Here is a 19299-nt window from a genome sequence, read left to right on the forward strand (position 1 = left end):
CAGAGAGTTCTTGCGTAAGTCCTACATGAGTTAGAAATCCGGGTTAAATGCCGTGACTTTTCCCAATTACCCAGTTACGGCGGAAAAATCTCGCTAGGGCTGGTTCTTCTAGGGAGAGGTATATGGGGCGACCGTGGGGACAGGTGCGGGGGTTGCGTGTTTTTTGCCATTGTTCTAATAATGTCTGCATTTCTTCTCGGTTCATGGGTGTACCGTTGCGAATGGCGCTGCGACAAGCTACGGCTACTTGGGCTATTTCTAAGTCACCTCCCCAACTGAGTTCTAATATTGCTTCTGCACAGTCTTCTCTTTGTTGTAAGAGGGCGGGTACGGTGCGAATAGCCCACAGTTGTTCGCCAAATGGTTCTATATCTATACCGATTCTTTGCAGTTGTGATACTTGGACTGATGACAGTTGGTACAAAATTAAGGCTGGTTCTATGGGTACAAGTTGCCAGTTGTCACAAATTTGCTCATATAATACCCGTTCATGGGCTATATGTTGTTCGACTAACCACATACCGTTGGGATGTTCTACTACTATATAGGTGTTGCTGAGTTGGGCGATCGCTTTTAATGAGGGCTGAGTGCTATTTTCTGCTTGGTTACTTTGCGGACTGAGGTTATAACCACCTTTGGCTTCTGCGACTTTGAGTAATTTACTAACTCTGGTGGTGTGGAAAGATTCTTTCAGATTAGCAGGACTGATGCGGAGGGCTTGGTCAATTGCTTGGGTAATTTGTTCTTGCCAATAATCAATTTTATGTAGGTAAATTTCGCTTTTGGCAGGGTTACGATTCCAGTTAATTTGTTCTGGAGAAATGGCAAGTTTTAAGATACAAACTGGATAGCGATCGCGTGGTAATGTTTTGTAAAATGCTGCTAATATTGTTTGCTCTAATTCCGGACATTTTACCATCCTGCCATTAATTGCTACCCTGACCCAATCTGCACGGCGACGATGACATCTATCAGGTAAACCCACTACTAAATTCAGGGTTGAGTTTTGCGGTTGGGGTAGTTGTAGTTGTACTTCCTGTAAGTCACTGGGGCGCACTTGGGGGAGAATTTGCGGTAACAGTTGTCCGGTGGTAGGGGCGGGAGAAATACTAAACCATTGGCGGTCATTTTGCCAAACTTGCCAAGTTACGTGGGGGTGACACAGGGCGATTTGTTGAATTGCTAATTGTACGCCGCGCATTTGCTGGGCGGTTGTGGGTAAACCCTGGCGACGGGCTGCACAATTACCGAACAGATCAGACACTGTAACCACTGTACCAGGTGCGATCGCAGTTGCGGCAAATGTTCTCGGTTTCCCCCCTGCACCATACACCACCCGCCAGCCCACGTTACTTGTCTCTGGACGGCTGAAAATTTCCAAATCAGCCAAAGTGGTTAAACTGTGCAACGCCTCCCCACGAAACCCCAAACTGTGAATCTTCCATAAATCATCACTAGAGCGAATTTTACTGGTACTGTGCGCCAAAGCTGCTTGCTGTAAATCAGCTTCATCCATTCCGCAACCATTATCCGCCACGCGAATGCGCCACTGCTGCGGCCAAAGAGAAACTACAATTCTGGTTGCGCCTGCGTCTAGAGAATTTTCCACCAATTCCCGGACAACAGCAGCTAAAGAGTCGATAACCTCGCCAGCCGTAATTAGATATACAACTTCTGTGGGTAGAGCTTGAATAGTAGATGCCATAAGTTTAAGTGTAGGCTATGAGCCAATCACTAAATACAATAAGCATTTTTATTTACAATTTCATAGAATTTTTGATTAATTGTAAAGAAACTCAGATTTCAGAGTTATTCTTGATAGATTGCTTGTGAGGTTATCCGCGAGAAAAACTTATGAGCAGTGATTTAGTTGCTGAGGTTCATGATATCAAATTGAATCTGCAATGGGGACAACCAGGGTTTACAATTATAGATGTGCGCGATCGCCACACTTACAATTACAGTCGCATCACTGGGGCTATTCAAATACCCTTAGATGAACTGGTACAACGCGCCCCATTTGCACTACAAAAACAACGCCAAATTTACATTTATGGCGACAGCGACACACAAGCAGGTTATGCTGTGCAATTACTCAGAGCAGCTGGCTTTAATAATGCTTCTGTACTCAGAGGCGGTTTAACAGCCTGGAAAACAGTCGGTGGTGCTACTGAAGGCGTAGCTGCTTAAAACTTCCACAACTGCATTAATAACTCTAAATTGAAAAACCTCTGCGTACCTCCTCCCTGACTAGCTCATAATTTTTAATTTAGAGATTGTAAAAGAGAATCAATATATTGAACTTTCTCCTGTTCTCCTGCTAAACCAAAAAGTCGTTTTCCTTCTGCTAAAAAAGGTTGAGCTTCTTGGTGTCGCTGGAGAACATACAAAGCAAAACCATACTGATAATTTGCTTCAGCATCATGACGATTATTAATCACTGCTTGCTGCAAATGTGCAATTTGGTCTTCACGTTGTTGTTGATTCATTAACCCCAGATTAGCCACATTTTTAAATTTGGAAAAACCCTCTTTTAATAACATCACATGATCATTTTCTGGAAGGGATTGTAAATTCAGAAACTGGCTAATAATATCAGATGTTTTTTGTTGTTGCCGAAAGCCCGAAGAATAATAAGAAGTAAATGGTATATATTCCCCAGAGTGCATAACCAGAGCTAATCTATAGGTACTATCACCTTTGCTGCTCACTGCTTTTTGTAAAGTTACAGCACGAATATCACAAGTTCTATATTCTGTTTGAGAATTGCCTATTATCCCATATTGGGCTAATGTCAATTGTCCTAATGTCTTGTCTATATCGCAAACAACTACTTTACCCATCACAACTGCTACAGCTAAACCCACAAATACAAATAAGCCACCAAATAAGCCCATAAACAAACGATTATCATCTTCAATTAATAGATTCTGTCTCTCAGTCTCTTTGAGGAATAATTCAATCTCTTGCACCCAGTTGGTCACTGTCGTCTGACGACGAACATCTTTGAGGATAGGTGAGGCTTCACCTTCATTTGTTAATAAGAATAAACGATATCTATAATTGCCTTTGCTATCTGTGAAAGTGTGAATTTTTGTTCCTTGAATATTCTCTAGGGTTAAAACTTGGTGCTTTGACCAAAATAAACTTTTGCTAGAACTTTGACAAGTTGCTGGTGCAATGTTGTCACGATGACAAGAGAAAGTATTGACTTGTGATCCTAAAATTGGTGCTGACAAACCAGCACTGCTGAAGATAGCGCCAAAGAGCCACAGAAACCAAGGACGTAGGCGCAAAGTCATTTGGCTAGAACTTTCTTGAATAACTTTCATATTACGTAGAGCTTCCGATTTTCATTTGGCTGTCATCTAGCGTACTCTTACGTGATTAGTATTGTCTATTACCTAGTTATCAAGAGAATTTTAAGTTTACAGAAATTAACTAAAGTTGAAAAGTGGGATAGACATTTCCACCCCACAACATAAATCATTTAATTTTTTTCAATTAATCCGTCATCGCCAAAACTTTCGGAAGTTCAGGTTTAAGTAACTTATTTAATAAAGAAGCAGGTGGTTGATGATGCGGCCAAGCAAAAGCATGGCGGAAAGCTGCATTTTGACAGGCTTGTAACTGCTCAAAATTAATAATGTCGTAAGTGAGTAAATTTTCATACTCAAAGGGTAGACGCATATTATGCAGTCCCGCATTATCCGTACAAATAGCTATATCTACCCCCGCATCAAAACACCGGTCAAAAACTAACTTTAATTGACGAATATCCTGTAAAGTACCTGTTTTTAGATAAGTTGTGGGACAAACTTCTAAACATTGTCCTCTTTGGGCGATATCTGTTAATAATTCCGGTGATAATAGGGGAATTTGGATACCATGACCAATTCGCATCAGGTAGGGTAATAGTTTGGGATAACAGCCATCGGTAGTTTCGTAAAGGTGTCCAGTTGTGTTAATGCCGTGCGATCGCGCATAATCATATAAACTAATCCATTCATCTAGACGTTCTTCATAATAGCGATCGCCCCCAGCCACATCAATACCACAAACGTACTGTTTATTCTCTACAGCCAAATCAATAATCGCCTGATTCACCTCATAAGGTAAACGGGAATGCATACAGAGAATTTGACTCGTAATAATGGGATATTCCGGTAAATGACTAGCTTTTCCCACAACATCCACAATTTCCGCCATCTTGTCAATTCTTGCACTTTGACTCAGATGCTCAGGAGTCCGTAAATATGGTGTATAACGTAACTCTAAATAAGCTAAATTTTCAAAGATATAAGCACCCCGTAGTAAGCGATAAATAAAATAAGGTAAAGTCTCTACAGATTGCACACTTTCCACTAAAGTATGCAATTCCAGATACTCATCTAAACTATTCCGGGGACGAGTGTAAAAGTCTTCAAATTCGGAATATTCAGCAAAACGAGCAATTAAATCCGTAGCATGGCGCTCAAAGTATCGCCACAACACACGGGGAACAACGGAACCCCCCAGGTGTCTATGTAACTCAGCATATAAGGCCATAATGGTATTTTTTATCTAAAAATTTTACTAATTGTAACAAAACCATCAAATAAAAAATCAATAACTGGGACTAATTTTTAACTACCAGAAACAGAAACTACCCAAATTTAGTCAAATCAATCATAAATCAACCAAAAAAACAATTAAACTTATTTAAATTAAAAGTTATGAGAGCCAAAATACTTTTAACTAGCCTATTAGGGTTCCTTCTCATCAGCAGTCTAATTTTTATCGCCACCACACAACAACAAAATGGCATTAATGCCTTAATAATTACTACGCCATCCCAAAACCTGCCGAAACACCTAGAAACAGCAGTACGGCAGAAAATGTCACAGCAACTAGGAATTGACAGCACACTACTCACATTAACTAAATCTCAAAAAACTACTTGGGAAGACTGTTTACCCGACAAATCAGGCATAATTCCACCTCAACCTTGTCCAGCTAAATCCCTTTCTGGCTGGCGTGTAACGATGAGTAGTCAACTGGAAAATTGGGTTTATTATGTCACTAATGACGGATTTATTACCCTTGATGCTACCGCCAGTTTAAATAAAACTATTCTTGCAGCATTATCTGAAAAATTAGCCATAAAACCTCAGAATATGTCTATTGTTGCCGCACAATTAACCAAAGGTTTTTCCTCCTGTGCTATCAATGGTACTTGTGAAATTAAACCAGTTGTAGGATGGCGTATTCTTGTAGAAGGTACAGAAAAACCATTTTTATTAGGGATGTATGGTCAAGATTTAAATTATGGAAATTTAAGATTATTTCTCCCCCCAGTTATTGCCGAAATGCCTCCTAATATTGCTGTTAAAGTATTAGCAGATGTTGTTAATCGCCATGATAAAGTAACCTCTAATCTCCGAGTTGAAAGTATTAAAGCTGTAACCTGGAATTGGTGTGAAGGTACAGGTATAGACCGCCCCACACCACCAGAAATGGGGAATTGTCTCAATATAACCCAAGCAGGTTGGCAAATGAACGTTATTAGCGGTACTAATCGCTATGTTTACTATGTTCACCAAAATGCAATTTCAAATCCAAATTTTTATCCCTTACCTGATGGAATGCAGAGTTTAGCTAGTTCATTAGTAACGACAGTTAAACAAGATGTTGCTAAACGCGTCAAGGTCTCAGAAAATATGATTGGTCTGCACAGGGCAAGTCCCAAATTTTTTGATGGTTGTTTGGATCTTGACAACCAAAAATTACATTGTCGTCAGTCCATTTTAGCAGGATGGGAAGTGAGCGCTCTTGGCGGTAATGTTCCTAGTGGAAGTCCTTCATGGGCAAGTGCTACCCAGAGTTATAATGTGAATCTGGCGGGCAATGATATTCGGTTTGTACACTCTGGTGTATGGTTGCCAGTACCTTAAAGAAAAACTTATCTACCCTTTACCCAATCTCTGACAGCTTTTCTCATCGCCCTTCTTCCCTCAGTGCGATATTCTTCAATCAATCGGGGTAATTCACGAATTGGTAAACTAGGAAAAACCAAACTTGTTTCCGACTCTATATATTCCCCATTTTGCAAAAGATAAATCTTCAATTCACCTGAGTCATAACACCAAACTTCAGGAACACCCAACCGCGCATAAATAGGTAATCGATTTAAAGATTTACTAGTAACATCAATTTCTAATGCTAAATCTGGGGGCGGATCTTGGTTTAAATCTAAATCAAGTTTACCCCTAATTGCTGCTTCATTTTGGAAATAAAAACAATCATCTGGTTCTAAACCAGCCATACGGCTTTGCTGCTTCCAGGTAGTTGAACCATAACTTTCATATTTTAAATCTAATTCTAAAGCTATGTCTTCAATAGCAATGCTGAGAGTCTTTTTATAATATTCGTGTTCTGGTAAAGGTGTCATAATTTCCAAAATTCCGCAATCATAAGCAATTCTAGCTGCACGACTCTCTCCCAAATCTTGCAAAAGATTTTCAAATTGTTGCCAACTAATGTTGTAAAGTACCACTCTATCAGCCCGATTTTTCACAGCTATCATAATTTTTCTGACTCCTGTAAATCATCTATTTAGGGTTCAACCCTATTTCAATATTGGCTTAATTTATCGTCGCTTGGTGAACAGTGATAGATATAGCGATCGCATTCCTGTAGTTTCGCAGTATCATTTATGCTGGTGACAGCAATTATGAGCCAATTACTTGACATAAGCCTCAGAATCTGATAATAATTATAATTTGTGGAAACTTTACCCTTTAATATAATCTCTTGGCTAACGTAATTGTCATAGGTGCCCAATGGGGCGATGAAGGAAAAGGTAAAATAACAGACTTACTCAGCCGCTCCGCAGATGTGGTGGTACGTTACCAAGGGGGAGTGAACGCTGGACATACCATCGTAGTTGAAGGTCAAACCTTTAAGCTGCACCTAATTCCCTCTGGTATTCTGTATCCCAAAACTGAATGTATTATTGGCTGTGGAACAGTCATAGATCCACAGGTCTTGATAGCAGAACTCGATCAACTAGAAGAATTAAATATTTCTACCGCCAAGCTGTTAATATCTGAGACAGCCCATGTCACTATGCCTTATCATCGGTTGATTGATCAGGCATCAGAGGAACGACGGGGAAGTTATAAAATTGGCACGACAGGTAGAGGGATTGGCCCTACCTATGCTGATAAATCAGAGCGTACAGGTATCAGAGTTTTAGACTTGATAGACCCGGAAGCGCTACGTGAGAAGTTGGAATGGACGATTAATTATAAAAACGCTATTTTAGAAAAACTTTACAATCTACCGCCGCTCAATCCCGAAGAAGTAATTGAGCAGTATCTAGGTTACGCCGATCGCTTGCGGCCTTACGTGGTGGATACATCATTAAAAATATATGATTCCATCCTGAAGCGGCGCAATATTTTGTTTGAAGGCGCACAAGGTACGCTCTTGGACTTAGATCATGGTACTTACCCTTATGTTACTTCCTCTAACCCGGTAGCGGGTGGGGCTTGTGTGGGTACGGGTTTAGGACCAACAATGATTGACCGGGTAATTGGGGTGTCAAAAGCCTACACCACCAGGGTAGGAGAGGGGCCTTTCCCCACGGAATTGCATGGAAAAGTGGGAGAATTGTTATGCGATCGCGGTGCAGAATTTGGCACAACTACAGGACGGAAGCGTCGCTGTGGCTGGTTTGATGCTGTTATCGGTCGCTATGCTGTGCGAATCAATGGTATGGACTGTATGGCCATTACCAAACTCGATGTTTTAGATGAACTAGAGGAAATTAAAGTCTGTGTCGCCTACGAAATAGATGGCGAATGCTGCGAACACTTCCCCACTAGTTCCCGTCGATTTGCTCAATGTCGCCCCATTTACAAAACCCTTCCAGGATGGCAAGTATCAACCAGCGAATGTCGTAAACTGGAAGACTTACCACCCCAAGCCCTAGACTACCTAAAATTCTTAGCGGAATTAATGGAAGTTCCCATTGCGATCGTCTCTTTAGGCGCTAGTCGTGATCAGACTATTATCGTGGAAGACCCCATTCACGGGCCAAAACGAGCTTTATTGCACCCTGACGGTACACCCGCCTCTTTACTCAGTGCTTAGTACCTCTGGTAGCAAGTGCTAATAACTCACAACTTACAACTCACAACAGATAACTGACAAACTATATGGCTATTCAAGTCGAATCTCAAAAGCGACCAGAAGGTAGCAAGCCAAATGCTTTACGCCGTTCTGGTCTTATCCCTGCTAATTTGTACGGTCACAAAGGTGCAGAATCAATTTCTCTGGTAGTGCAAGCGAAAACCATTGAGCGCCTGCTCAAACAAGCTACTGTCAACAAAACAGAAATTGAATTGAATATCCCTGAACTGGAGTGGAACGGTAAAACTGTACTTAAAGAAGTTCAATCCCATCCAGCCAAAGGTTTTATCTATCACGTCAGCTTTTTTGCTTGTCCTCAAGGTTAAGGACAACACCAGAAAATACAAAAATTTCTTGGTAATTAGCAAGCAACAGATTTGCTCTACAAGAAATTTTGTTTTGAATGCAATCTGGGAATTTATCTGTCGGAAAACTGCAAAATTTGTAATAATTGCTGACTATACCAGGGTTCAACCCCTGGTTTTTTGTTAAAAGCGTGAGATTATGGGTTTAGGAGTTGGTGTGTGACTCTGAAAAATGCATAAATCCTGCGGGATTTATATTCAACTTCTCCTAGTGTCCCATCCATAATTTTTATGACAGAAGTAAATCTTCCAACTTTAATTCAGCAGATGTTAAAGCCGGGATTTTATCCCCATACCGTCACAGAACCAATTCAACTGATTCAAACTCATATTTCTTATGTACTCCTGACCGGAGATTATGCCTATAAGGTGAAAAAAGCAGTCAATTTTGGCTTTTTAGATTTTTCTACTTTAGAGAAACGCAAACATTTTTGTCAGGAAGAATTGCGTCTGAATCAACGGGGAGCAGCTGAACTATATTTGCAAGTATTGCCTGTAACTGTTGCCAATGAAAAATATGATCTAGGGGGAACAGGAAAAGCTGTAGAATATGTCCTGAAAATGCGGCAATTTCCCCAAGAGTTCCTATTTAGTACATTGTTTGAGCAAGGTAAGCTAACTGAAACTCACCTAGAAGAGTTAGGAAAAATTGTAGCTAAATACCACGCTAAATCTGCAACTAATGATTATATTCGCAGTTTTGGAGAAGTCCCACAAGTACGGGCGGCAATTGATGAAAATTATCAACAAACTGATAAGTATATTGGTGGACCGCAAACACAGAAACAGTTTCAGGAAACAAAAAAATATACAGATAGTTTTTTTGTAGAACGTCCAGAATTATTTACCTCCAGAATTGCTCATAACTATATTCGAGAGTGTCACGGTGATTTACACCTGAGAAATATTGCGCTGTGGAATGATCAGATTACTCTTTTTGACTGCATTGAGTTTAATGAGCCGTTTCGCTTTGTGGATGTGATGTATGATGTGGCGTTTACGGTGATGGATTTAGAAGCGCGACAACGGCCTGACTTGGGGAATGCGTTTTTGAATACTTATGTTGAGCAAACTGGTGATTGGGAAGGATTGCAAGTTCTACCTTTATATTTAAGTCGTCAGGCTTATGTGAGGGCTAAGGTAACTTCATTTTTGTTAGATGATCCGAATATACCAGATACAGCTAAGGAAGAAGCGGCAAAAACGGCGGCTGAATATTACAAACAGGCTTGTGATTATACTCAACCCAAGGCAGGTAAACTGATTTTGATGTCTGGGATATCAGGTTCAGGGAAGTCAACCACGGCAAAATATTTAGCTCGTGAATTAAAAGCTATTCAAATTCGCTCAGATGCAGTGAGGAAACATTTGGGGGGAATTTCTCTGGAGGAACGTGGTGGGGATGATTTATACACTGCGGAAATGACGGAGAAAACCTATGCTCGTTTGTTGAATCTAGGAGTGATGCTGGCGAGACAAGGTTTTAATGTGATTCTAGATGCGAAGTATGATCAACGACATCTGCGACAAGATGCGATCGCTCAAGGGGAAAAATATCAACTTCCGCTACAAATTATTTACTGCACAGCACCTTTAGAAGTGGTGCAAGAGCGTCTGGCTAAACGGGTGGGCGATATTGCTGATGCTACTATCGATTTATTACCATCGCAACTTCAGCAAGCTGAGGAATTTACCGCCGAGGAACAGCCCTATGTGCAAATTTGGGACACCACCCAACCACCACAAACACAAGTAAAATAAGTGTGGGACTTACGCAGACTCTGAATATTCTTGGTGTTCTCGGCTGCTAAAGTGATTACAGTCTTAATCTTGAGAGCAGCCAGTAATATCAGGCAAAAGTCAAATACTCGCTGTGACTTGGTTTGGGAACTTTGTCATTTCCTCACACCCTTTGTGCTGGCTATAAATGTTAAGGTGCGAGCAATTTTCGCGTAAGTCCTCAAGTACCGAACTCGAAGTATTTATTACGTTATGGCATCAAACAATCAAGGTTTACCCCCGATCTCACCGGCATTTTTTACTCAACTGATGTTTGGGGGATTTTTAGTATCTATATTCAGGATGGCGGGGCTTTCATTACCCCTGAGCATTTTTCTAGGGATTATTGCTGGTTTCGTTTTAGGTTGGTTGACTAATTCCAGTCAAAGTCCCAACCAGGAAAGCACTATAGCCTCATCTGAGGGAGTTGATGCAGGTCTAAAATATTGGTTATTTTTCCTGGTGGGATTTGTATTTTTGGGTTATTCTCCGCCTGTAAGTATCATGTTGGGTGTGATTGGTGCTATTGGCGGCGGTTGGATTACTGCGTGGTGGGGATGTAAAGAATCTATGCAAACTCAGCTACCCCTAGAAGCTGTAGAGGTGGATAAAAATGATACTCCCAGGGAAAGAATTATTAAACAACAAAGAAGAAGAAGGCTTACCCGTCGTTATCGTCGGGCTTCTGGAAGTTTCAATTTCCGGTTTTGGGAAAAGTGAGGTTAAATCCGGAGTGCGATCGCATTGATAATTCCCACACTCCCCACACTCCCCCCACTCCCTACTCCCCACTCCCCTGAATATAATGTCTAAAAATTTACCTTATATTATGCCTGCACCTCAATCAGACGTTGAGGAGGGCTTTGCTAATTACCAAATAACGCAGGAATTTTACCGAGAGGTTTATACACGCTCAGAGTTTGAAAATTATTGTCGGTGGTATGAAATAACGGCCGAACAAAATCGCCAAGACTTGGAAAAAATGCGCGGCGAATTGAATATTTTCCAGTGGTTTCGCCGCTCGTGAGCGATTTAGATGAGTTCTAGCTCATTTTCACGTAAATGAGCTTTAAATTTTTTACTAAATTTCACTACAATTGGCAAATTAGCGCTAACGGGTCTACCTTGCCATTCAGTAGCAATACTTATGACTTCGCCTTCTGTATCTTTAATGTCACAAGCCTGACCACGATGCTCAGGATGATGATAAACCACTACCGACTCTTTAACACGGACGCGATCGCCAACTTTCATAACAACATTTACACCTAGCTTTTCCTGTTCCACAAGCATCTCCACAAGCACTCCTCATGCTTACTGCTGTAATTGAAAAAACTGTTTGCCACAGTTAATTTTCAAATCCCATTGGGATAAAAGCTCTGTTTTACTCCTCTGTAACTGATACACAAACAAAGCCTGCCCACGCAGGCTTTAATAGTAGTTAGTCAGCGACATTCGGATAATAAAAAACCCGCTTTGGTTTTGCTGTGCGCTTTAACGACAAATCCAATTCTACAACAATTGACGCTCTCACTGCTAATTGCTAGTCATTGGTCATTGGTCTCCGGACATATTCCTTGTATTCTGGGGGGAAGTTGGCGGCATATTTGTTGCAATTTTTGGGGATTTAGTTGCCACAAAGCAAATAATCCCAGACTTGTACCCCCCACTAGTGCCGCCATTAAGCCTAAAATTAACATCTTCCTCTGAGGGGAAATTGCTTTTTTGACTGGGGCGGAAGTAGTAGAGTCTGGTAAATCATTAACTGTCACATCTACATCCACCACTGTGGGGAAACTCTCCTCTAGAGAAGATTCTGGTTCTAGTTCCTCCAGTTCCTCCAGTTCCTCCAATTCTTCTGGTTCTGCTGTGGGCGAGGCTGGAGTAATTGGCATTAAATATTCTCTAGATACTTGGCAAAGAGTCATGACCACAGAAGTATTATCATGACCATTTTTGCTGTTTGCTAAACTAATCAAATCAGTGACAGCATTGGCTACTGAAAGTTCACCTAATAGCACCGGAATTACATAATTCTGCCAAGATTTTTCTACCCAGTCATGATCACTTAAACCATCAGAACACAAAAGTAATACACCGTCTTCTTCTAAAATTAAACGCCTCACCACAATGTGCAGAGATTCGGCATCTTTAGTTCCCAAAGCTTGGGTGAGGGCAGTGGCATCTATACTTGCACTTGCTTGACGATAAAGACTGCGGCCAGCCGTAACTTCTCGTGTCGCCACAACATCATCTACTGTGAGTAGCTGACAGTAATTGGGAGTTATCCAATAGGCACGACTATCGCCAATATTAGCTAAATAAACTTCATGGGCATTATTTGACTGCTGACCAGAAATTGTAGTGATTTTTTGTGGTACTTGTACCGCCATCACTAAGGTTGTCGCCATACGTTCTCTACCTTGGCGCTTCTGTGCGTCATTGGAGGCAGATAAAACATTATTGACTACGCGTAAGCTGGCTTCCAGTTGTGACTGTAATAAAGTATGGGGAACTGGTTCGGTTTGTTCTGCTACTTCCGCAAACAAAGCTCTAATTTGCAGTTTTAGAGATTGTACAGCTAATTGACTGGCAACCTCACCGCCTTGGTGTCCACCGATGCCATCGCAAACAATGGCTAGATGTGGGATGATCGGGTCATCCAGGTCAGTAGTAGTCATGGGGTAACAATTGTCTTCATTGTGCCGCAATTCTGGGCCAATATCAGTTTCTCCGGCTACTTTGAGACTTAATGGTAATTCTGCTGCGGATGATAGTAATAAAGTATTGAGTTGAGTAGTAATAGTTTCTAGCTTCACCTCTGGGCTACTCATCTGTTGAATGATGTTTTCTAATTCTGAAGATACGGGGGTATTTACAGATGCTACCCAAGGCTGCCAACATTGAGCTAAATCCAATAGGGTGGGTGGTTGATTTTCCAGTTGGTGATCAAGTTCCAATAGTCGCACACACCAACCTTGCGATCGCAAATTCTCAGGTATCAATAAACTCTGGGCAACTCCTAACTCCAATAAAAGTGGCCACAGTTGCAGAATTTGCCATAACCAATAAACTTGTCTCACCGCCGTTGCTTGTCCCCAAGCCTCCGCAATAGTGGGGTAAAGATTGCCTCTATCATCTATCGGCACATTTTCCAGCAACAAAATATCATCTGTATCTGCATCTGTAGATTCAGCAAACCCATACACTTCCGGTAAGTGCAACCGTTCTCGATACAACCTTAAGTAAGGCATAACCACTTCTGGCAACTCTGCCGGTACTTTTGGCCCTAACCCCGGTTGAGTATCTAACCACACCTGTGGTGTAATCACCTCATATCTATTTAGCACTTTTGTTCCCGGTGACATGGTAGCGGCTAAGGAACCACTAGCCCACAGATAGCGGTGAACTAAAGGAGTTTGGCAACTGACACAAATCTTTTCTCCCAAAGGATTAATGGGGTCAGTACAGTGTGGATTAATACAGTTAATTATCCGTTGTGTAGAAATAACCATAGTATAAAGTCAAAAAATAACCCAAGTTGTGAATTTCAATTAAATTTATCTTTGCCGGACTGGAACGCTACAATAAACTGGATTCTTATACCCATGAACACAGCTTTTTACTGAAATTCATCACAGATCAAGTTTTGGTTTCCGTAAACAGTTAAAGTCAAGGTGTATTTAATCTCAACAATACATTTAGGTAAATGTAAAGTCTAGGATGCGGCTATGCCTACGCCAAGTTATACCTTAATCTGGCTCCTGGCAGGATCAGTTTTGTGTTTAATAGAACTTTTCTTACCATCGGCTTTTGTGGAATTTATGATGGGAGTTAGTGCCTTGATTGTGGCACTACTGTCTCTGTTAGGTTTGGGCAATTTATGGTTACAAGTCACAGCTTGGCTACTGCTATCTACAGTGCTGATTCTGTTGTCTCGTCGCTTTTTGCAACCGCGCCGGGTAGAATCAAAACTTAAAGATACAGTTATAGCCGAAACCTTAACAGCAATTCCGGCTGGGGAAACTGGGCGGGTGCTGTATGAAGGCAATTCTTGGCGCGCCGAATGCGATGATGAACTACTCAGCATTGAACCACATCAACGAGTTTATGTAGTGAGAAGACAAGGAACGACTTTGATTGTCATGCCTGATTATCTCTTGCGTTGATTCGGAGTTGGTAAATCAGAACAAGGAAAATTAAGGACGAAAAAGAGAAACATAACACAATACAGTGCAGTATACAGTGCAGTTAAGCCTCTCTTTACTTTCCTCTCTCTGTGTTCTTTGCGTTCTCTGCGGTGCGTGTAAAAAATTGACTTTGACCAAGAGTTTTAGCCTTAAATGAACCGGATTGAAATATAACAGGGAGCAGGTTGGGCTTGAAACTCCTTTATTGCAAGGGTTTCATCATCTGTTTTTGTCCTAACTTTCTGAGCGGTTGCTATCAATGCTATTGATAAATTAGGAGAATAAATACATGGATAACTTTTTTTTACTAATCTTTTTAGCCCTGGGTGGTTCTGCTGCTGTAGCCTCCGTCAAAATTGTCAATCAAGGAAACGAAGTTTTAGTTGAGAGGTTGGGTAGCTATGACCGCAAGCTACAGCCAGGACTGAGGTTGATGTTGCCTTTTTTAGATAAAATTGTCTACCAACAAACTATCCGCGAAAAAGTTTTAGATATTCCTCCGCAAAAATGTATTACCCGCGACAACGTAGGTATTGAAGTTGATGCCGTGGTTTACTGGCGAATTGTAGATATGGAAAAGGCTTGGTATAAAGTGGAAAACCTCCATGCAGCCATGACAAATTTGGTGCTAACTCAAATTCGTTCCGAAATGGGACAACTAGAGTTAGATAAAACTTTTACCGCCCGTTCTCAAATCAACGAAATGTTGTTGCGGGAGTTAGATATTGCCACTGACCCTTGGGGTGTAAAAATTACACGGGTGGAATTGCGCGATATTGTCCCATCCCAAACAGTGCGGGAATCAATGGAGTTGCAAATGGCCGCAGAACGCCGCAGACGGGCGGCAATTCTCACTTCTGAGGGAGAACGGGAATCTGCTGTTAATAGCGCTAGGGGTAAGGCTGAGGCGCAAATTTTAGATGCTGAAGCTCGCCAAAAAGCTACTATTCTGCAAGCTGAAGCCCAGCAAAAATCTATTGTTTTACAAGCCCAAGCAGAACGCCAACAACAAGTTCTGAAGGCGCAAGCCACCTCGGAAGCCCTGCAAATTATCACTAAAACTCTCAATAGTGAACCAGGCGCACAAGAAGCATTGCAGTTTTTAATGGCTCAGAATTACTTGGAAATGGGTATCAAGATTGGTACTAGCGACAGCAGCAAGGTGATGTTTATGGACCCCCGCAGTATTCCTGCAACTTTAGAGGGGATGCGTTCTATTGTTTCTGATACTTCTACTAATTCTTTGTTTGGCGGTGAGACTCCAGGGGGTAATCAACATCGCTCTAGCTAAGAAGACCTGAGAGTGTCAAACTCTCAGGTATCAAGACACTGAGTTTCCCGTATACCGCGAGGTCTTATGACTATGGATTTAATTCTTTGTCACACCACCGCAGATTTTGACGCATTAGGAGCCGCAGTTGGTTTGACTTGCCTATTACCAGGGAGTAAAATTGTCCTGAGTGGTGGCGCACATCCACCTGTGAGAGATTTTTTAGCACTGCACCGGGATGAGTATTCCCTGATTGAAAGACGCGCAGTTAATCCTGAAAAAATTCGTTCTATTAGGGTTGTGGATACGCAACAGCGCGATCGCCTGGGTAAAGCTGCTGAATGGTTAGATTTACCCAGATTAAAAGAAATAATAGTTTATGACCATCACTTAAGTCAACAGCTAAATATTCCCGCCACCGCATCCCATATTGAACCCGTGGGAGCCTGTACAACTTTAATGGTGGAACAATTGCAACAACAGCAAATTCCCCTGACCTTATCTCAAGCCACAGTCATGGCTTTAGGTATTCATGTCGATACAGGTTCCTTAACCTTTGATAGTGCCACACCCAGAGATGCCCTCGCTTTAGCTTGGTTAATGCAACAGGGAGTCAGTTCATCAGTAATTTCCACTTATCTTGATCCTGGTTTGTCGCCGCAATTACAGCAGCTACTAACTCAATCCCTGGAAAATTTACAATATTTTTCTCTACATGGATATACTATTGCTTGGGTAACATTGAGAACAGAAGAATTTGTCCCAGGATTATCAAGTTTAGCTTCTCAACTGGTAGAATTAACCGAAATAGATGCCTTACTATTAGCAAACGAATACACCCACAAAGAAGATGACTGGCGCTTAACAATCATTGGCAGAAGCCAAATTCCCGGTGTAAATCTTAACCTCTTATTTCAAATGTTCGGTGGTGGTGGACATTCCCAAGCTGCATCATTGAGTTTACGCCAAGTAAATACACAGCAAACATTACAACAACTCCTAGACGGTATCAAAGCGGCAACTCCACATCCCCCCACAGCCAGAGATTTGATGTCCTCCCCAGTTCGCACCATTCGCCCCGACACCACAATTTCCCAAGCACAAAGCATATTATTACGCTATGGACACTCTGGTTTATCTGTAGTCGATACTCAGGGAAAACTTGTAGGAATTATTTCTCGGCGGGATATAGATATTGCCCTACACCACGGATTTAGTCATGCACCAGTTAAAGGATACATGACAACTAAAGTCAAAACTATTACACCAGATACCATCCTGCCGCAAATTGAATCCCTGATGGTAACTCATGATATTGGACGCTTACCAGTATTAGCCAACGGGCAATTAGTCGGAATTGTCACCCGTACCGATGTCTTGCGGGAATTACATCAAGCCGATACAGAAGATAAATTCAAAATTGAAAATCCAAAATTTAAAATTAACTTTAATACTGAGTTACAAAATCGCCTGACACCGCAACTATGGCAATTACTCACAGTAGCATCCCAAGCAGCCGAAAAACGCGGTTGGCATCTTTACTTAGTCGGGGGTGCAGTGCGGGATTTACTGTTAGCCAAATCAGCCGCACAGACATTAATGATTACAGATATTGACCTTGTGGTTGATGGCTTTCACCAAGCAGCCGATGTAGGCGCTGGTGTAGAACTGGCAAAAGCACTCCAAAAAATCTATCCAGGGGCGCGGTTAGAAATTCATGGGGCTTTTCAAACTGCGGCTTTACTATGGCACAAAGACCCAGAATTAGATTCGTTATGGATTGATATTGCGACTGCGAGAACAGAGTTTTATCCTTACCCAGCCGCTAACCCGGAAGTTGAAGCTAGTTCCATTCGTCAAGATTTGTATCGTCGAGACTTTAGTATAAACGCCCTGGCCTTGCGTCTTACCTCTCCTCGTCCTGGGGAATTACTCGACTTTTTCGGCGGGTTACTAGATTTAGAAACCAAGCAAATTCGGGTGTTACATCCCAATAGCTTTATTGAAGATCCTACCCGCATTTATCGAGGTGTGCGCTTTGCTGTGCGCTTTGGTTTTGAGTTGGAATCGCAAACCCAAGAGTTTATTCAGTATGCCATTAACAGTGGCGTTTACGATCGCACCGCCCAAACAAATACCAAAACCCCAGCCTTACAAACTCGACTCAAAGCTGAATTAAAATACATTCTTCAAACTCCCTATTGGCAATCAGCTTTACAACTACTGAATAAATTAGGAGCTTTGCAGTGTATCCATCCTACCCTGAAGCTAGATAAATCACTGTTGAAGCAATTGCAATTATTAGAACGCTGTTTACGGAGATTTGACCCCCCAGAAACTCTGATTCACTGGGAAATGCGCCTAGAAGCGTTAATTGCCCATTTAGAACCCCAATATCGGAGAAAAGTCGCCAAAAATCTGCATTTACCAGAGGATGGGATTAAACGCTTGGAAAATTTGGACAAAGCCCAAACTCAGGTAGAGGAATTATTACCTAGTTTGCAAAGTCCCAGTCAAATAGTGCAGGTGCTACAACAGTATGATTTACCCATGCTGATTTTAATTGCTTTGCCTAGTCCCAGAAATATCAGACGGCAGATATGGCATTATTTAACAGTTTTGGCAAATGTGCAGCCAATAATTAATGGCAATGATTTAAAGCAATTAGGCTACAAACCAGGGAAACAATATCGCCAAATATTAGATGATTTACTCACTGCTACTTTAGATAAAGTAATTGAAAATAGAGAAGAAGCTGAAGAGTTTTTATCCCAACATTATCCTCAATAAATTGTCTAGCACAGAGGTAATTTTTATGCAAATCCAAACACAAAAACGCCAGTACACCCCAGAAGAATATTTACAACTAGAAGAGACAGCAGAATATAAAAATGAATACCTAGATGGAGAAATTGTCCCGATGGCTGGTGGTACAACTAATCACAACGAAATAGCAGGTAATTTTTATGCTAATTTCAAATTCAGAATGCGGGGTAAAAATTACAAAATTTACATGGGTGATGTCAAATTGTGGATACCCCGTTACCACATCTACACATATCCTGATGTGATGATTATTCCAGGAGAACCGATATATGAAGGAACTGGGACTACGACTGTAACTAACCCTTTAATAATTGCCGAAGTATTATCTAAATCTACAGAAACTTACGATAAAACCAGTAAATTTAGATATTATCGTTCTCTTCCCACATTTCAAGAATATATTATGATTGACCAATACGAATATTTTGTAGAGCAGTTTCATAAAAATAATGATGGTCAATGGGTATTAACAGAGTACGAAACCCAAGATGCTATGTTATCACTACAAACTATTGATTATCAAACTTCTCTCAATGATATTTATGAAGCGGTAAGTTTTGAATGAGAATAAGATTAGCTTTTACCATCCAGAATCAACATAATTCGTGATGGACTTAATTCAAAGATTATATTGGGGTTTATACGCTCTTAAATTACGAATTACGTTAGCGAAGCTCCTCCGAAGGAGGCATTA

Annotated in this window: 17 protein-coding genes; 11 read left to right on the forward strand and 6 right to left on the reverse strand. The window is 41.3% G+C overall.

The features are described 5' to 3' along the window. Window positions 1-43: 43 nt before the first annotated feature. Window positions 44-1705 (reverse strand): DNA mismatch repair endonuclease MutL, encoded by a 1662-nt coding sequence (gene mutL, locus ACM0OP_RS04160; RefSeq protein ID WP_414527126.1) that lies wholly within the window; start codon window positions 1703-1705, stop codon window positions 44-46. A gap of 149 nt (window positions 1706-1854) precedes the next feature. On the opposite strand from mutL, the gene ACM0OP_RS04165 reads away from it, so the two are divergent. Further along, a complete protein-coding gene (locus ACM0OP_RS04165; RefSeq protein WP_414527127.1) occupies window positions 1855-2190 on the forward strand; it encodes a rhodanese-like domain-containing protein in 336 nt (111 codons plus the stop codon). Between the two features lie 74 nt (window positions 2191-2264). On the opposite strand, the gene ACM0OP_RS04170 is transcribed toward ACM0OP_RS04165, so the two are convergent. After that, entirely contained in the window at window positions 2265-3332 is a 1068-nt protein-coding gene (locus ACM0OP_RS04170) for a tetratricopeptide repeat protein (RefSeq protein WP_414527128.1), read from the reverse strand. Window positions 3333-3504: 172 nt separating this feature from the next. Further along, window positions 3505-4548 carry an adenosine deaminase gene (locus ACM0OP_RS04175; RefSeq protein ID WP_414527129.1) on the reverse strand — a complete coding sequence of 348 codons (1044 nt, stop codon included), beginning with the start codon at window positions 4546-4548 and terminating at the stop codon, window positions 3505-3507. Window positions 4549-4715: 167 nt separating this feature from the next. On the opposite strand from ACM0OP_RS04175, the gene ACM0OP_RS04180 reads away from it, so the two are divergent. Next, entirely contained in the window at window positions 4716-5933 is a 1218-nt protein-coding gene (locus ACM0OP_RS04180) for a hypothetical protein (protein WP_414527130.1), read from the forward strand. Window positions 5934-5941: 8 nt separating this feature from the next. Here ACM0OP_RS04180 and ACM0OP_RS04185 read toward each other — a convergent pair whose 3' ends face one another. Beyond that, a complete protein-coding gene (locus ACM0OP_RS04185) occupies window positions 5942-6565 on the reverse strand; it encodes a Uma2 family endonuclease (protein WP_414527131.1) in 624 nt (207 codons plus the stop codon). Window positions 6566-6792: 227 nt separating this feature from the next. On the opposite strand from ACM0OP_RS04185, the gene ACM0OP_RS04190 reads away from it, so the two are divergent. The 5 genes from ACM0OP_RS04190 (at window position 6793) to ACM0OP_RS04210 (ending at window position 11346) form a co-directional block, all read left to right on the forward strand. Then, the gene (locus tag ACM0OP_RS04190; protein WP_414527132.1) at window positions 6793-8136 is read left to right on the forward strand and encodes an adenylosuccinate synthase; all 1344 of its coding nucleotides are present in this window, start codon (window positions 6793-6795) and stop codon (window positions 8134-8136) included. 65 nt (window positions 8137-8201) lie between these two features. Next, the gene (gene rplY / locus ACM0OP_RS04195) at window positions 8202-8501 is read left to right on the forward strand and encodes a 50S ribosomal protein L25 (protein ID WP_414527133.1); all 300 of its coding nucleotides are present in this window, start codon (window positions 8202-8204) and stop codon (window positions 8499-8501) included. A 270-nt stretch (window positions 8502-8771) separates the two neighbouring features. After that, window positions 8772-10301 (forward strand): bifunctional aminoglycoside phosphotransferase/ATP-binding protein, encoded by a 1530-nt coding sequence (locus tag ACM0OP_RS04200; protein WP_414527134.1) that lies wholly within the window; start codon window positions 8772-8774, stop codon window positions 10299-10301. Window positions 10302-10532: 231 nt separating this feature from the next. Next, window positions 10533-11039, forward strand: coding sequence for a hypothetical protein (locus ACM0OP_RS04205; protein WP_414527135.1), 507 nt, complete (start codon window positions 10533-10535; stop codon window positions 11037-11039). An 85-nt stretch (window positions 11040-11124) separates the two neighbouring features. Continuing rightward, a complete protein-coding gene (locus ACM0OP_RS04210) occupies window positions 11125-11346 on the forward strand; it encodes a hypothetical protein (RefSeq protein ID WP_414527136.1) in 222 nt (73 codons plus the stop codon). 5 nt (window positions 11347-11351) lie between these two features. On the opposite strand, the gene ACM0OP_RS04215 is transcribed toward ACM0OP_RS04210, so the two are convergent. Continuing rightward, window positions 11352-11624, reverse strand: coding sequence for a ferredoxin-thioredoxin reductase variable chain (locus ACM0OP_RS04215; protein WP_414527137.1), 273 nt, complete (start codon window positions 11622-11624; stop codon window positions 11352-11354). A 242-nt stretch (window positions 11625-11866) separates the two neighbouring features. Then, window positions 11867-13834 carry a PP2C family protein-serine/threonine phosphatase gene (locus ACM0OP_RS04220; RefSeq protein WP_414527138.1) on the reverse strand — a complete coding sequence of 656 codons (1968 nt, stop codon included), beginning with the start codon at window positions 13832-13834 and terminating at the stop codon, window positions 11867-11869. Between the two features lie 216 nt (window positions 13835-14050). Between ACM0OP_RS04220 and ACM0OP_RS04225 the strand changes: the two genes are divergently transcribed. The 4 genes from ACM0OP_RS04225 to ACM0OP_RS04240 all read left to right on the forward strand — a co-directional run bounded on the left by ACM0OP_RS04225 (window position 14051) and on the right by ACM0OP_RS04240 (window position 19170). After that, window positions 14051-14488, forward strand: a complete 438-nt coding sequence (locus ACM0OP_RS04225) for an NfeD family protein (RefSeq protein WP_414527139.1) — start codon at window positions 14051-14053, stop codon at window positions 14486-14488. A gap of 310 nt (window positions 14489-14798) precedes the next feature. Further along, window positions 14799-15800, forward strand: a complete 1002-nt coding sequence (locus ACM0OP_RS04230; protein WP_414527140.1) for an SPFH domain-containing protein — start codon at window positions 14799-14801, stop codon at window positions 15798-15800. Between the two features lie 72 nt (window positions 15801-15872). Continuing rightward, the gene (locus ACM0OP_RS04235) at window positions 15873-18569 is read left to right on the forward strand and encodes a CBS domain-containing protein (RefSeq protein WP_414527156.1); all 2697 of its coding nucleotides are present in this window, start codon (window positions 15873-15875) and stop codon (window positions 18567-18569) included. A 25-nt stretch (window positions 18570-18594) separates the two neighbouring features. After that, the gene (locus tag ACM0OP_RS04240) at window positions 18595-19170 is read left to right on the forward strand and encodes a Uma2 family endonuclease (RefSeq protein WP_414527141.1); all 576 of its coding nucleotides are present in this window, start codon (window positions 18595-18597) and stop codon (window positions 19168-19170) included. Window positions 19171-19299: the final 129 nt, after the last annotated feature.

The sequence above is a fragment of the Nodularia chucula CCY0103 genome (genome assembly GCF_963923915.1).
Lineage (GTDB): Bacteria > Cyanobacteriota > Cyanobacteriia > Cyanobacteriales > Nostocaceae > Nodularia > Nodularia chucula.